The organism is Tateyamaria sp. 7Alg 36, from assembly GCF_059882455.1.
In genome coordinates this window covers 3,260,601-3,274,122 of record NZ_CM187613.1, presented here as the reverse complement: position 1 = coordinate 3,274,122, position 13,522 = coordinate 3,260,601, and the positions used below count along the sequence as shown (strand labels likewise).

General features: G+C 63.0%; 15 protein-coding genes. 8 read left to right on the top strand and 7 right to left on the bottom strand.

Annotated elements, in window-relative coordinates:
- Positions 1–103: 103 nt before the first annotated feature.
- The 4 genes from AC6GQJ_RS15950 to AC6GQJ_RS15935 all read right to left on the bottom strand — a co-directional run bounded on the left by AC6GQJ_RS15950 (position 104) and on the right by AC6GQJ_RS15935 (position 3,143).
- The gene (locus AC6GQJ_RS15950) at positions 104–1,342 is read right to left on the bottom strand and encodes an aspartate kinase (protein WP_500770027.1); all 1,239 of its coding nucleotides are present in this window, start codon (positions 1,340–1,342) and stop codon (positions 104–106) included.
- Positions 1,343–1,516: 174 nt separating this feature from the next.
- Positions 1,517–2,158 (bottom strand): SDR family NAD(P)-dependent oxidoreductase, encoded by a 642-nt coding sequence (locus AC6GQJ_RS15945; RefSeq protein ID WP_500770026.1) that lies wholly within the window; start codon positions 2,156–2,158, stop codon positions 1,517–1,519.
- A gap of 4 nt (positions 2,159–2,162) precedes the next feature.
- Positions 2,163–2,603 (bottom strand): DUF1178 family protein, encoded by a 441-nt coding sequence (locus AC6GQJ_RS15940; RefSeq protein ID WP_500770024.1) that lies wholly within the window; start codon positions 2,601–2,603, stop codon positions 2,163–2,165.
- A gap of 63 nt (positions 2,604–2,666) precedes the next feature.
- Complete coding sequence (locus AC6GQJ_RS15935) at positions 2,667–3,143, bottom strand: NUDIX hydrolase (protein ID WP_500770022.1); 477 nt, start codon at positions 3,141–3,143, stop codon at positions 2,667–2,669.
- 185 nt (positions 3,144–3,328) lie between these two features.
- On the opposite strand from AC6GQJ_RS15935, the gene modA reads away from it, so the two are divergent.
- From modA to modC, 3 genes are read left to right on the top strand one after another with little or no spacing between them, the layout of a single operon-like run.
- The gene (modA, locus tag AC6GQJ_RS15930; protein WP_500770020.1) at positions 3,329–4,063 is read left to right on the top strand and encodes a molybdate ABC transporter substrate-binding protein; all 735 of its coding nucleotides are present in this window, start codon (positions 3,329–3,331) and stop codon (positions 4,061–4,063) included.
- The gene (gene modB, locus AC6GQJ_RS15925; RefSeq protein ID WP_500770018.1) at positions 4,063–4,752 is read left to right on the top strand and encodes a molybdate ABC transporter permease subunit; all 690 of its coding nucleotides are present in this window, start codon (positions 4,063–4,065) and stop codon (positions 4,750–4,752) included. Before modA ends, modB begins: the two co-directional genes overlap by 1 nt.
- On the top strand, positions 4,749–5,858 hold the full coding sequence (gene modC / locus AC6GQJ_RS15920; protein ID WP_500770016.1) for a molybdenum ABC transporter ATP-binding protein: 1,110 nt from the start codon (positions 4,749–4,751) through the stop codon (positions 5,856–5,858). The genes modB and modC overlap by 4 nt, the downstream gene beginning before the upstream one ends.
- On the opposite strand, the gene AC6GQJ_RS15915 is transcribed toward modC, so the two are convergent.
- A complete protein-coding gene (locus AC6GQJ_RS15915) occupies positions 5,821–6,579 on the bottom strand; it encodes an EcsC family protein (protein WP_500770014.1) in 759 nt (252 codons plus the stop codon). The two genes, modC and AC6GQJ_RS15915, sit on opposite strands and share 38 nt — an antisense overlap.
- 31 nt (positions 6,580–6,610) lie before the next feature.
- Entirely contained in the window at positions 6,611–7,096 is a 486-nt protein-coding gene (locus AC6GQJ_RS15910; RefSeq protein WP_500770012.1) for a GNAT family N-acetyltransferase, read from the bottom strand.
- Positions 7,097–7,188: 92 nt separating this feature from the next.
- Between AC6GQJ_RS15910 and AC6GQJ_RS15905 the strand changes: the two genes are divergently transcribed.
- A complete protein-coding gene (locus tag AC6GQJ_RS15905) occupies positions 7,189–7,794 on the top strand; it encodes a flavin reductase family protein (RefSeq protein ID WP_500770010.1) in 606 nt (201 codons plus the stop codon).
- A gap of 2 nt (positions 7,795–7,796) precedes the next feature.
- Complete coding sequence (locus AC6GQJ_RS15900; protein ID WP_500770008.1) at positions 7,797–8,426, top strand: CatB-related O-acetyltransferase; 630 nt, start codon at positions 7,797–7,799, stop codon at positions 8,424–8,426.
- A 97-nt stretch (positions 8,427–8,523) separates the two neighbouring features.
- Here AC6GQJ_RS15900 and AC6GQJ_RS15895 read toward each other — a convergent pair whose 3' ends face one another.
- Positions 8,524–10,131 carry a SulP family inorganic anion transporter gene (locus AC6GQJ_RS15895; protein WP_500773955.1) on the bottom strand — a complete coding sequence of 536 codons (1,608 nt, stop codon included), beginning with the start codon at positions 10,129–10,131 and terminating at the stop codon, positions 8,524–8,526.
- Between the two features lie 341 nt (positions 10,132–10,472).
- Here AC6GQJ_RS15895 and AC6GQJ_RS15890 point away from each other — a divergent pair, with 341 nt between their 5' ends.
- The 3 genes from AC6GQJ_RS15890 (at position 10,473) to AC6GQJ_RS15880 (ending at position 13,517) form a co-directional block, all read left to right on the top strand.
- Complete coding sequence (locus AC6GQJ_RS15890; protein WP_500770006.1) at positions 10,473–11,354, top strand: S-methyl-5'-thioadenosine phosphorylase; 882 nt, start codon at positions 10,473–10,475, stop codon at positions 11,352–11,354.
- Between the two features lie 109 nt (positions 11,355–11,463).
- Complete coding sequence (locus tag AC6GQJ_RS15885; protein WP_500770004.1) at positions 11,464–11,994, top strand: adenine phosphoribosyltransferase; 531 nt, start codon at positions 11,464–11,466, stop codon at positions 11,992–11,994.
- Between the two features lie 71 nt (positions 11,995–12,065).
- Positions 12,066–13,517 carry a hypothetical protein gene (locus AC6GQJ_RS15880; RefSeq protein ID WP_500770002.1) on the top strand — a complete coding sequence of 484 codons (1,452 nt, stop codon included), beginning with the start codon at positions 12,066–12,068 and terminating at the stop codon, positions 13,515–13,517.
- Positions 13,518–13,522 lie beyond the last annotated feature (5 nt).

Below are 13,522 nucleotides of genomic sequence, written 5' to 3'. Positions count from 1 at the left end.
GAAATCCAAAAGACACATCGCCCAAGGCGATTTGCCACAGGTGGTTGAATTTGCGCCATCAAGCGGCCGGTCATGACCCGCCGCTTGGCAACAAACCGCGTGTTCAGGCCGCTTTGTGCAACTCGAACGCATCGTGCAGCGCCTGCACCGCCAGTTCCATGTATTTGCGATCAATCAGCACCGAGATCTTGATCTCGGATGTGGTGATGACCTTGATGTTGATGCCCTCGGCGCTCAGGCAGTCGAACATCTTGGCGGCAACGCCTGTGTGGCTTCGCATGCCGATACCGACAACGCTAACCTTGGCCACTTCGGTATCCGCAATCAGCTCGTGGAAGTTGATCACACCGGCAGCAGCGGCATCCGCCATCGCCTTGTCGGCCCGCTTGACCTGATCCACAGGGCAAGAGAACGTCATATCCGTGCGCCCCTCTTCCGAGATGTTCTGAACGATCATATCGACGTTCACACCGGCATCGCTCAGCGCGCCAAAGATCGCAGCCGCAATGCCCGGGCGGTCGGCAACGCTCACCAGCGTGACCTTGGCTTCGTCACGGCTATAGGCCACACCGGCCACTACATTGCTTTCCATGATATCCTCCTCGTCGCAGACCAGCGTACCGGCCTCATCGGATTGTTCCTCGAAACTGCTCAGCACGCGCAGGCGCACCTTATACCGCATGGCCAGTTCAACCGAACGGGTCTGCAAAACTTTTGCACCAAGGCTGGCCAGTTCAAGCATTTCTTCAAATGCGATCCGGTCCAGCTTGCGCGCCTTGGACGTGATACGCGGATCAGTGGTATAGACCCCGTCCACATCCGTATAAATGTCGCACCGCTCCGCATCGAATGCGGCGGCAAAGGCCACGGCGGTGGTGTCCGACCCGCCACGGCCCAGCGTGGTGATCCGGCCCTCGGGGCTGATGCCCTGAAACCCTGCCACCACCGCGACCTTCATGCCTTCGCCAAACTTGGCGTTGATATTGTCGGTCGGGATTTCCTCGATACGCGCGCTCGAATGCACAGACGTTGTCTTCAGCGGCACCTGCCAGCCCTGCCAGCTGCGCGCCGGCACGTCCATTTCCTGCAAGGTCAGCGCCATCAGGCCTGCGGTGACATTCTCGCCGCTGGACACAACCGCATCATATTCCCGCGCATCATACAGCGGCGATGTCTCGTTGACCCAACCGACCAGTTCATTGGTCTTGCCCGACATGGCGGACACGATCACGATCACATCATAGCCTTTGGCCACCTCGACGCCCACGCGCTTGGCGGCGCGGCGGATGCGGTCCAGTGTGGCCACGGATGTGCCACCGAATTTCATAACCAGTACAGGCATGGAACAGCCCCGAATTTTGCTTCGCTCGCGCCTTAGCGCTCCGCTGGCCCAGTTGCAAGACAGCGCCGCCCCAGACCCTTCTCTGTTCCAAAAAATCCCGGGGGATGTCGCGCTGGCGCGACAGGGGGCAGCGCCCCCCTGATAAAAACCGACGTCCCGAACGCGACACTGCCCCTAGTAGGGATGCGCCCGCCCGTCCCACGTCTCGAAACAGCCCGATGTCTCATGCGACAGCGCCTCGAACCGCGCGATCAGCCCGTCCACACTCTCGTCCACCGTGATCGCCGCTTCGGTGCCGCCCATATCCGTCTGCACCCAGCCCGGATGGTAGATGCCCACGGCAATCTCGCCCGCGAGGTCCGCCGCCAGATTGCGCCCCACATTCAGTACCGCCGCTTTGGACGCGCGATAGATATAGCTGCCACCGGGGGCGCGTGTATGCGACGCCATCTGGGACGAGATGATGGCGATCTTCGGCGCTTTGGCCAGCCGCAGATTGGGCAGCAACGCCTGCACGCTCAGAAACACGCCGGTGACATTCGCCGCAAAGGTCTGCGCCCACAGATCGGCGGCAAAGCCTGTTTCCAGATCCTCGCCCTTGTCCAGATAGACACCCGCATTGCACACCAGCAGATCAATCGGCACCTGATCCAGACGTTCGGCCATGGCCCTGTGATCGCTGGGCTGCGTCACGTCCAGCGTGACATCCGCCGCTGCCGACCGGCCCGTCGCCACAACCCTGTGCCCTGCGGCCTCATAGCGTGCGGCAAGTGCCGCGCCGATACCGCGCGTGGCACCCGTAATCACAATGTTCATCGGCTCAGTTCACTTTTCGGGTTGGGATAAAGGGCAAGGGCGCGACCGGCACGCCTTCGTCGATCAGGGCCTTGGCATCCTTGATATTCGCCTCACCCCAGATCGGGCGTTCCGGCGCATCGCCGCTGTGCATCTCGCGCGCCTCGCGGGCAAAGTTCCCGCCCACATAGGTCGCGTTCTTCTCGACCTCGGCGCGCAGTTTGGACAGGGCCGCCGCCAGTTCTTTCCTGGCCGCTTCGGACGGTTCTGCCGCTTGCGGGACAGGTGCCTTTTCCGCCGCCTTGGTGGAGACATTCGGGGCCATGATCGCCTTGCTCACCTGCGACGATCCGCAGGCGGTACAGGACACGTGACCGCCCTTGCGCAACTGGTCATAGGCATCACCAGAGGCAAACCAGCTGTCGAACCTGTGTCCGCTGTCACATTTCAGAGTGTACTTGATCATATGCTATCAACATAATCCGAATGCCGCGCACCGCAACGGCACATATATGCGTTCCGCACTGGTTTAGCCGTGGCTGCGCGGATCGAAATCGCGCAGGATACGCGCCAGTTCCGGCTCGTCCACCATGGCGGCGGCTTTCTTGCGGCTCACCCACTTGCGCCGCCTTTGGCCCGCCTCGGGGAACTTGTCGACCACCGTTTTCACCCGAACACCATAGATCATCGCGACACAGGGCAGGTTATCGCCGTCATCTTCCAGCGTCTTGGTATAGGAATACATTCCCAAGGGCCGCCAGTCCGGCACGCCTACCACGCCCGCCTCTTCCCACGCTTCTTGCGCGGCACTTTCCGCAGGGGTCTTGCCATCCATCGGCCAGCCCTTGGGCAGGATCCAGCGCCCCGATCCCCGCGACGTGACCAGCAGAACCCGCACCTTTTTCTTCTTCACGCGGTAACACAATGCGGCAAACTGCGTGCGCACATCGGTCTTTCCGCCCTGCCCCAACGAAAGGGGAAGTTGCTTGATCAGTGGGGCCGTCACTGTTCGTTCCCTTCAATTTCCGGCCTAAATATAGGGGGCAACCGGCCTATATGCCAGAATCCTTGTGCTTTTTGACGTGATAAGAGCATAAAAACCGAACGCTTAACGATCCGTTCACCATCGCGCGGATTGCTCTGCACTTTGCGCTTGAGGCAGGGACCGCATTGCCCAATAGTATCTGTGATATGAAAAAACTAAGACGGATCAAAGACTTCCTTCTTTCGGCCCTTCTTGCCTCCACGCCTCTGGCGGCGCAGGCAGGTCCGATGCAGGTCTTTGCGGCGGCCAGTCTGCAAGGCCCCCTAGATGCCGTCACAACATCTTGGGATGCGGGCAGCTCGATCAGCTATGCAGGCTCCGGCACCATTGCGCGCCAGATTTCACTGGGCGCACCGGCGGATGTGGCGATCCTTGCCAATGGCGCATGGGCCGACTGGTTGCACGATAACGGCCACGCCCCCGACCCTGCCCGCGCACTGCTGTCCAATCGTCTGGTGGTCATCACAGCCGCCGGTGGCCCCGTCTTCGACACTATGGACGGCGCGACGCTGACGGCCGCCTTGGGCGATGCGCGCCTTGCCATGGGACAGCACCAATCGGTGCCTGCGGGCATCTATGCCAAGGCGTGGCTGGAACAGATCGGCGCATGGGACACGCTGCGCACGCGACTGGCCGAAACCGACAATGTCCGCGCCGCCCTCGCGCTTGTAGCGCGGCGCGAGGTGCCGCTTGGCATCGTCTACCGCTCGGACGCGCAGGCCAGTGCCGAGGTGACAACCGCGTGGACCGTCCCCGCTGACGCGCACCCGCCGATCCTGTATTACGGACTGGCCTTCACCCCCGAGGGAGAGGCCTTTCTGACCCACCTTGCCACACAGACTGCCCCCTTTCTCGACGCCGGATTCGAGGCACTGCCGTGATGCTCGACCCCGCAGGATGGGAGGCCTTGCGACTGTCGCTCCTGGTGGGCGTAGTTGCCACCCTACTAGCCTTGCCGCTGGCCACATGGGTCGCATGGCTGCTGGCGCGGCGCGACTTCTGGGGCAAGGGCGTGCTGAACGCCGCCGTGCACCTGCCACTGGTCCTGCCGCCCGTGGTCACAGGCTACCTTCTGTTGCTGTTCTTTGGCCGCACAGGTCCGGCAGGGCGCTTTCTTGAGGACGTCTTTGGCCTCGTCCTCGCCTTTCGCTGGACGGGCGCGGTGCTCGCCGCCATCGTCATGGCCTTTCCGCTGATGGTGCGCGCCATCCGCCTCGCAATCGAGGCGGTGGACCCCAAGATTGAGGACGCCGCCCGCACCCTTGGCGCGCCCGACTGGGCGGTGTTTGCCACCATCACGCTGCCCCTGATCCTGCCTGGCATCCTTGCAGGCGCGGTCATGGGCTTTGCCAAGGCTTTGGGTGAATTCGGCGCGACGATCACCTTTGTCGCCAACATCCCCGGCCAGACACAAACCCTGCCTTCGGCCATCTACGCGCTGCTACAGGTGCCGGGCGGTGAGGACGCCGCGATCCGCCTTGTGCTCTGGGCCTGCGTGCTGGCCCTTGGCGCGGTGGTGCTGTCGGAATGGCTGGCGCGGCGCGTGGCCCGCAGGATCGCGGGCACATGACGCTGTCCGTCGCCCTCCGCCACCGCTTTGGTGACTTTACCCTTGATGCACGTTTCGAGGCTGGCGCAGGCGTCACCGCCCTGTTCGGGCGTTCCGGCACAGGCAAAAGCACCATCGTCAACGCGGTTGCGGGCCTGCTGCGCCCCGATCAGGCGCGCATCACCTTGGACGACGTGACCTTTCAGGACGCCAGCACCTTCCTGCCCGTGCACAAACGGCGCATCGGCTATGTGTTTCAGGACGCACGGCTTTTTGCGCATCTGACTGTCGCGCAAAACCTTGATTACGCGCGCCGCTTTGGCGCACGGCCCAAGACCCGCGCCCATATGATCGACCTGCTGGGCCTTGGCCCGCTGCTGACCCGCCGCCCTGCCACCCTGTCGGGGGGCGAACGCCAGCGCGTCGCCCTTGGCCGCGCCCTGCTGGCGGAGCCGCGCCTGCTGCTGATGGACGAACCGCTTGCTGCGCTGGACGGTCCGCGCAAGTCCGAGATCCTGCCCTATCTCGACCGGCTGAAATCCGACACGGGCGTGCCAATCCTTTATGTCAGTCACGCGGTGGACGAAGTGGCGCGGCTGGCCGACCAGTTGGTACTGTTGGCGGATGGCAAGGTGGCCCGCTTCGGCCCCATGTTCGACGTGATGGCCGATCCGGCGGCGGTGCCGCTGCTGGGCGTGCGCGAGGCGGGCGCGGTGCTGAAGGCCCGCGTGGCGCGGCACGGCGACGACGGGCTGACCACGCTTGATGTGGCGGCGGGGTCGCTGCATCTGATGGGGGTCGAGGCACCGCAAGGCGCCGACATCCGCTTGCGGGTGCTGGCGCAAGACGTGCTCTTGTCGCTGGACGTGCCAAAGGGGCTGAGCGCGCAAAACATCCTGCCCGTGACGATCACCGCGATCCGCGCAGGCGACGGCCCCGGCGCAGCGATTGCGCTGGATGCAAACGGCGACGCCCTGCTTGCGCGGGTAACGGCGCGGGCGGTGGCGTCGATGGGTTTGGAAAAGGGCCAGTCGCTTTACGCGATTATCAAGGCCACCTCGGTCGCGCCCAGTGCGATCTCGGGCACGCTTAGCGCAGCGCCTTCACCTGATCCTTCAGACGGCTGACCAGCACGTCATGCGGCTGGTCCGCATCAATGGCCAGACGGCGCAGACCGAAATGCACATGCGCCACGTCGGTGTAATAGCTGGTATAGGCATAGTTCGTCGCCGCCCCCGCCATCGCGCCCAGCACCGGCACCGTTTGCGCGGCCAGCTTCTGGCCCATCACCACCGCAAGGCGCGGCGCAACCCGTGCGATCACTGCCTGAATGGCCGCGCCGGACAGCGCCACGCGGGTCGACAGAAAGGCAAGGTCGGCCTGATCGTCATGGGCCAGCGGCCCCGCGGCGGCAAAGACCTGAACACAGTCGAACCGCACCGATTCCGATGATGGATCAAACCCGTGCTCCTCGGCCACGCCTTCGATCACGCGCAGCAGCAATGTGGTTGTGACAGGCAATTCCGCCAACGCCGTGGGCAAGCCGCCAAAGCCGCCCGCCGCCCCCATCGCGGTGCTAAGCGCGGTATTCAGCCACTCGGACTGGTCCGGCACCACACGGCGCGATTCGCTGGCCGCACGCATCGCATAGGTCAGTGCCGCCTCGCTTGCGCCGTTCAACTGCATCCGCACCGCCGAGGGCAATAGCGCCAGCAACCCGTCCGCCCGCGTGCCCAATGCGTTCAACAACTGAATGCCCAAACCACCCGCCGCACGATAGCGCCGCGCAAGGCGTTCAATTTCGGCATCAGGATCAATCGGCGCATGGGCTTCGGTGATATCGTTCATCGTTTATAGATTGGGACGCCTGCGCGCGGTTTCAATCCGCCCGCGTGACTTCTCCGGCGATTCCCACCCACGCACCTTCGCGCAAGGCACGGCCCAGAACACGGTCGGGGTTGGTGGGGGGCGGCATCACGACATCGTCCAGACGGGTGAACCCGAAGCGGCTGTAATAAGGCGCATCGCCCACCAGCAGCACCCGATCCCAGCCCTCGCGGGTGGCGCGGTCCAGCGCCTCTTCGATCAGGGACGCGCCCAACCCTTCGCCCTGACAGGTCGGGTGCACCGCCACCGGCCCCAGCAGCAGCGACACGTCCGACCCGATGCGCACAGGCCAGAACCGGATCGCACCGCCCAAAATCCCGCCCTCGTCCCGCGCCACAAGGTTCAGCGACGCAACCGACGCCACGCCATCACGCAAACGATACGATGACAGCAATTCCCGCCCCGGCGCAAAGCACAGATCGTAAAGGGCTTCGACCTCCCACCAATCGTCAGGAGTTTCTTTTGTCAGTTGAAACATGGGTGTGGCGGATCGCAATCGGTCGTCAGGGGTGGTCCCCGCCCTAGCATGGGGGTACTCCTTGCGCAAACCTTGAGATGTTGGAGAGCCATATGTTCTATCGCCCAGAAGACGGCCACGGTCTGCCGCACAACCCGTTCAACGCCATTGTGACGCCCCGGCCCATCGGCTGGATCTCGACCCGCGGGTCGGACGGGTCGGACAACCTCGCGCCATATTCCTTCTTCAACGCGGTCGCCTATGTGCCGCCACAGGTCATGTTCGCCTCCACCAGCGCCAAGCCCGACCGCGACAACACCAAGGACACCGTCGCCAACATCCGCGACACCGGCGTGTTCTGCGTGAACATCGTGGAATACGCGATGAAGGACGTGATGAACAAAACCTCCGGCGCATGGGATGCCCAGACCGACGAGTTCGAACTGGCCTCGGTCGACAAGGCCGATTGCAGCCAGATCAACTGTGCTCGCGTCGCCGCTGCGCCTGCGTCGCTAGAATGCAAAATGACCCAGATCATCAAGATCGAGGGCGAAAGCAACTACCTCGTCCTTGGCGAAGTGGTCGGCGTGCACCTGCGTGACGACTGCCTTGTGGACGGCATCTTTGACGTGATGAAATTCAAACCGCTGACACGGCTCGGCTATCGCGACTATTCCGTCATCGACGAAAAGTTCAGCCTCGCCCGCCCCGGAGAGTAACCATGTTTCCCGACGCAACCCGCGCCTATCCGATCACCTTGCCCGATGGTTCTGCCCATAAAGGCACCGTGTTTCTGGATCAGGTGATCGACCATCCCTCATGGGAGGTCGGGGCCTATTCCTATGCGTCGGATTTCACCCCGCCCGAGGATTGGGCCAGCCACCTTGCCCCCTACCTGTTCGGCTTCGGGCAGGAAAAGCTGAAGATCGGACGCTATTGCCAGATTGCGCACGGGGTGAAGTTTCTGACCTCGGGCGCGAACCACGCGATGGACGGGATCACGACTTTCCCTTTTCCGGTGTTCGACACCGACCGGATCGAAGGGTACCAGCCCGACACCCGCGACACGGTCATCGGCAATGACGTCTGGCTGGGATATGGCGCGCTGGTCTGTCCCGGGGCGCGGATCGGCAATGGCGTGATTGTCGGCGCGGGTGCCGTGGTGCGCGGCACCGTACCGGACTTTGCCATCGTGTCGGGCAATCCCGCACAGGTGGTCAAAATGCGCTTTGCCCCCGAAGACTGTGCGCGGCTGTCGGCACTGGCATGGTGGGACTGGCCCGCCGCGCGGGTCGAGGCTGCGATGCCCGCCCTTCTATCGGGTGACATCACCGCGCTTGAAGCGTCCTGAGCCAAGCGCGACTCAGCTATTTTCCAACCTTAAAAAGATCAGATCGAAGGGCGGCCCCCGCCCTTCGATGTTTTGTTTTGCGGCCTAAGCCCGCTGATCAGTGCGCGCCCAGAATACCCGTCCGCACACCGTAATCGGTCGCGATCTCGTAATCGGGGTCATCGTCACTATCGACAATCAGGTGGCCCGCTGTGGTCAGCAACCGGTGGCAATCGCGGGTCAGGTGACGCAACTGCACACGCTTGCCAAGCTCTTGATACTTGGCGGCAACGGCCTCGATCGCCTGCAAGGCGGACTGGTCCACAACGCGGCTGTCGGCAAAGTCCACGATCACCTTGCTCGGGTCGCCTTCGACGTCGAACATCTCGATAAAGCCGGAGGCAGAGCCGAAGAACAGCGGCCCCTGCACCTGATAGACCCGTGCGCCTTCGGGCGTGGTATAGGCCTTGGCATGGATGCGGCGCGCGTTGTTCCACGCATAGGCCAGCGCCGACACGATCACCCCGACCACAACCGCAACGGCCAAGTCTTCCATCACCGTCACAACCGTGACCAGAACGATGACAAAGGCGTCCATTGTCGGCACTTTGCGCAGGATCTTCAGCGAGTTCCACGCGAACGTCCCGATCACAACCATGAACATCACCCCAACCAGCGCCGCCAGCGGGATCAGTTCGATCACGCTCGACCCGACAAGGATAAAGGCCAGCAGGAACAGCGCCGCCGCGATGCCCGCGATACGCGTGCGCCCGCCGGATTTCACGTTGATCATCGACTGGCCGATCATCGCACAACCGCCCATGCCGCCAAAGAAACCTGTGGCCGTGTTGGCCACGCCTTGGGCGATACATTCCTGACTTGCCCCGCCACGCTGCTTGGTCAAATCACCGACAAGGTTCAGCGTCAGAAGGCTTTCGATCAGGCCGATTGCCGCGAGGATCACCGCATAAGGCAGGATGATCTGGAAGGTTTCCCATGTGAATGGCACCGACGGAATGTGGAAGGCAGGCAGGCCGCCCTCAATGCTGGCCAGATCGCCAACCCGTGGTACATCAAGGCCGAAACCGATCACGATGGCCGCCACAATGCCGATCCCCGCCAAAGGCGCAGGGATCAAACGTGTCACACGCGGCGCGGCCCAGATGATTGCCATGGTCAGCGCGACAAGCCCCAGCATCAGATAAAGCGGCATACCCGAAAGCCACGCGCCGCCCGCCATGCCGTGCCCGCTGACCTCGGCCGTGCCGGGCACTTTGAACTGTGTCAGCTGCGCAAGGAAAATCACGATGGCCAGCCCGTTCACAAAACCAAGCATGACCGGATGCGGCACAAGGCGGATGAACTTGCCCCATTGCATCACACCAGCAAAGATTTGCAGCAGCCCCATCAGAACCACCGTGGCAAACAGATACTCAACCCCGTGCTGCGCCACCAAGGCGACCATCACAACGGCCAAGGCCCCCGTCGCACCGGAAATCATCCCCGGACGGCCCCCGAAAATTGCCGTGATCAGGCCGACCATGAACGCCGCATACAGCCCCACCAACGGGTGAACCCCTGCCACAAAGGCGAAGGCAACCGCCTCCGGCACGAGGGCCAGAGCGACCGTCAGGCCCGACAGCAGATCGGTGCGAATTTGGGCGGGCGTCAACTTCACCTCGCCCGGGGCGATGGAAAAGTCTCCGAAACGCGTTTTGGTGCGCATGTTCGAAAAATCGAAAAGGGCCATGGGATTCCTGTCTTCAAATGTCGTGATTGGCCCGCCCTTACCGGATCGGATTGCAAATGACCATGGGGGCACCGCGCCGGATCGCCCCTGTGCCCCTAGGCCATCATCAATGAAATCCGCCTGCCCACGATCCAAGCACATGCAGAGTTAACAGTTGCCCAAGATCGGTGCGCCGCTGCAAAGCGTTGCCGATGGCCCACACCCTGCGCGCGGTGGGGGTGTACAGGCGGTGCACAGGTTGTGTACCCCTTGTGCACGGGTTGTGCGCCCCTTTATTGCGCCCCGCCCGACCCTGTTTTCGATCCGAAAGGCCCGCTATGACCCAGACCAAAATCGCCGTGATCGGCGGCTCAGGCATCTACGATATCGACGGGCTGGAAGGGGCAAAGTGGATCAGTGTGGACACCCCGTGGGGCGCGCCGTCGGACCAGATCCTGACCGGTACGCTGAACGGTGTGGACATGGCTTTTCTGCCCCGCCACGGGCGCGGCCATGTGCACAGCCCGACCACGGTTCCCTACCGCGCCAACATTGACGCGCTCAAGCGGATCGGGGTGACGGATGTGATATCTGTCTCGGCCTGCGGCAGTTTCCGCGAAGAAATGGCGCCCGGTGATTTTGTTGTTGTGGATCAGTTCATTGACCGCACCTTCGCGCGCGAGAAATCCTTCTTTGGCACCGGCTGCGTGGCGCATGTCAGCGTCGCCCACCCCACCTGCCCGCGCCTGTCCGAGGCCTGTCTGACGGCTGCGAAAACCGCTGGCATCAACGTCCATATGGGCGGCACCTATCTGGCGATGGAAGGGCCGCAATTCTCGACCCTCGCGGAATCCAAGATGTACCGTGAAAGCTGGGGCGCGGATGTGATCGGCATGACCAACATGCCCGAGGCGAAACTCGCCCGCGAGGCCGAGCTGTGCTATGCCTCGGTCGCGATGATCACCGATTACGACAGCTGGCACCCCGACCATGGCGAGGTGGACGTGACCCAGATCATCGAAACCCTGATGGGCAACGCAGGCAAGGCGCGCAAGCTGGTTGCCGAACTGCCCGCCCTGCTGGGGGCCAGCCGCGCACCCTGCCCGCATGGCTGCGACCGCGCACTGGAATACGCCATCCTGACTGCTCCGGACAAACGTGACCCTGCCGTGGTTGCGCGGCTGGACGCGGTGGCGGGGCGGATGCTGAACCCCGTCTGATGCCCCCGTCACACCTTACCTGCATTTACCCACCGGCACGCGATTGCGGCCGCATTGACCCCACTATTGCCACCCCGGGCGCCCTGAACGCCGCACCAAGGAAAGCCGCATGAAAACCGTTCAAGACTACATCCGCACCATCGTCGACTTCCCCCACGAAGGGATCATGTTCCGCGATGTGACCACCCTGTTTGCCGATCCGCGCGGGTTCCGCATGGCGATTGACCAGATGCTGCATCCTTATGCGGGAATGCAGATCGACAAGGTCGTGGGCCTTGAGGCGCGCGGCTTTATCCTTGGCGGCGCCATCGCGCACCAACTGTCCGTCGGCTTTGTGCCAATCCGCAAAAAGGGCAAGCTGCCGGGCGCGACGATCTCGCAGGCCTATACGCTGGAATATGGCGAGGCGATTGTCGAACTGCATGACGACGCGATCAAGGCGGGCGAAAAAATCCTGCTGGTGGACGATCTGCTGGCCACGGGCGGCACTGCCGAGGCGGGGATCAAGCTGGTTGAACGGCTGGGCGGAGAGATCATAAGCTGCGCCTTCGTGATCGACCTGCCCGATCTGGGCGGGCGCAAGCGGCTTGAAGCGATGGGGACGGAAGTGAACGCGCTGTGCGCTTTTGAAGGCGAATAAGCAGGCGCATTGCCACAAACGGGTCTGTGTTCTAGGCTGAAAGCATTGTTTTCAGCCTTTGGACCTGCCCGATGGACATTGCCCGTCAGCGCCGCCGATTTCCCGCGCCCCGCCGTTTTGCCTTGTTGGCGGGGGTTGCCGCCCTTGCCCAATGCACCACGATCAACGCCCATGTTCCGGCAGAGGAAGAAGCCGCCTTTGCCACGGACGGGGTGATAGCGCGCTATCACGCGCTGCTCAACACACCGTTCTCTCACCCGCTGGCGGGCAGTGGATACATCGTGGGGATAGAGAAAAGCCCCCGCGCCAAAATCCACTTCAACGGCACCGGTGCGGATACCGCACGGCTTCAGCCGCCGCACCGCCTGCCCCCGTCGCAAGACCCGCGTGACCTGTCGCAACAACAGGCGACTTTCAGGAACGCGATGAACGATCCCAAGGTTATGTTCGTCTCGCATATCCTGCGCTATGGGCAGACAAAGCACACTGCCAATATCGATACTGACCTGATCTATAGCGCCTATAGCAAATCCGCCTTTGGCAACCACGACACACCGCCCCAAGCTGCCGCTTATGAGGCGGGGTGGGATGCGCTTGACCAAATGGAACAGCACGTCGTCGCCGACGCCAAAACGGCGCAGGAACGCGGCCAGCCTTTTACCCACCTCATGTTCCTGTCGATGGGTTGGAACAACGACCAGTTCGAAGCGCTTGAACGCTATAACGCGATCCGGCAGCACGCCATCCGCGCCGCCGAGGCCGAGGGGCGCAGCTTTAACCCTCTGGTGATCGGGCTCACATGGCCCTCGGTCTGGGGTGGCAACTCGGTTGTTGATCTGGCCAATCGCGCCTTTCACATCGGCAGCTATCCGGTCAAGGCGGCGGACGCGGACGAGATCGGGTTCGGCATCGCCAACCACATGCTGAACGCGATGCTGCCACGGATCGAGGCGGCAACGAAGCTGCAAACCGTCGCTGTCGGGCATTCGATGGGCGCGCGCATCCTGACCCGCGCCTACTATTCGGCGGACCTGTTGAAAGCCCCCGTCGCACGCACCACGCCCGCACCGGTGATGATCGGGTTGCAAGCAGCGTTCAGCGCCAACCGCTTTCGCGGGTCATACCGCCTTGTGCCGCCGGTACGCTGGATGTTCACGGGCGAAGGTGGCCCGTATCAAGACCACGCCGAACCCAACGGCACGCTGGCCCTCACATGGGCCACGGGGGATCGGGCGAACCCAGTTGCGCGGATCGGGTCGGGGGCTGCGCATGTTGGCGGCAAGATCGGGGACCGCACAGTACGCAACGTGCCCGCGCTTGAGGACAAGATGGCGCGCTATACCGTGCCCACATCCCAAGACCTGAGCGCGCTAGATGCGCCATGCGCCGGTCTGAAAGACAGCGGCAAGGTGATGTATATCGACGCCTCCAGCATCATCGCCTCGCATGGCGACATCCTGAACCCGAAGGTGGGCGAACTGGTTTGGCGTCTGACCGACTGCCTTGGCCCCGCGAAAGGCTAGCCGCC

Bases quoted from the DNA above. Each gene is read 5' to 3' on its own strand.
- AC6GQJ_RS15915 (WP_500770014.1), bottom strand. From the start codon at position 6,579: ATGAACGATATCACCGAAGCCCATGCGCCGATTGATCCTGATGCCGAA.
- AC6GQJ_RS15885 (WP_500770004.1), top strand. From the start codon at position 11,464: ATGAAAACCGTTCAAGACTACATCCGCACCATCGTCGACTTCCCCCAC.
- AC6GQJ_RS15880 (WP_500770002.1), top strand. From the start codon at position 12,066: ATGGACATTGCCCGTCAGCGCCGCCGATTTCCCGCGCCCCGCCGTTTT.
- AC6GQJ_RS15940 (WP_500770024.1), bottom strand. From the start codon at position 2,603: ATGATCAAGTACACTCTGAAATGTGACAGCGGACACAGGTTCGACAGC.
- AC6GQJ_RS15895 (WP_500773955.1), bottom strand. From the start codon at position 10,131: ATGCGCACCAAAACGCGTTTCGGAGACTTTTCCATCGCCCCGGGCGAG.
- AC6GQJ_RS15950 (WP_500770027.1), bottom strand. From the start codon at position 1,342: ATGCCTGTACTGGTTATGAAATTCGGTGGCACATCCGTGGCCACACTG.
- AC6GQJ_RS15890 (WP_500770006.1), top strand. From the start codon at position 10,473: ATGACCCAGACCAAAATCGCCGTGATCGGCGGCTCAGGCATCTACGAT.
- modA (WP_500770020.1), top strand. From the start codon at position 3,329: ATGAAAAAACTAAGACGGATCAAAGACTTCCTTCTTTCGGCCCTTCTT.
- modB (WP_500770018.1), top strand. From the start codon at position 4,063: ATGCTCGACCCCGCAGGATGGGAGGCCTTGCGACTGTCGCTCCTGGTG.
- AC6GQJ_RS15900 (WP_500770008.1), top strand. From the start codon at position 7,797: ATGTTTCCCGACGCAACCCGCGCCTATCCGATCACCTTGCCCGATGGT.
- AC6GQJ_RS15905 (WP_500770010.1), top strand. From the start codon at position 7,189: ATGTTCTATCGCCCAGAAGACGGCCACGGTCTGCCGCACAACCCGTTC.
- AC6GQJ_RS15910 (WP_500770012.1), bottom strand. From the start codon at position 7,096: ATGTTTCAACTGACAAAAGAAACTCCTGACGATTGGTGGGAGGTCGAA.
- modC (WP_500770016.1), top strand. From the start codon at position 4,749: ATGACGCTGTCCGTCGCCCTCCGCCACCGCTTTGGTGACTTTACCCTT.
- AC6GQJ_RS15945 (WP_500770026.1), bottom strand. From the start codon at position 2,158: ATGAACATTGTGATTACGGGTGCCACGCGCGGTATCGGCGCGGCACTT.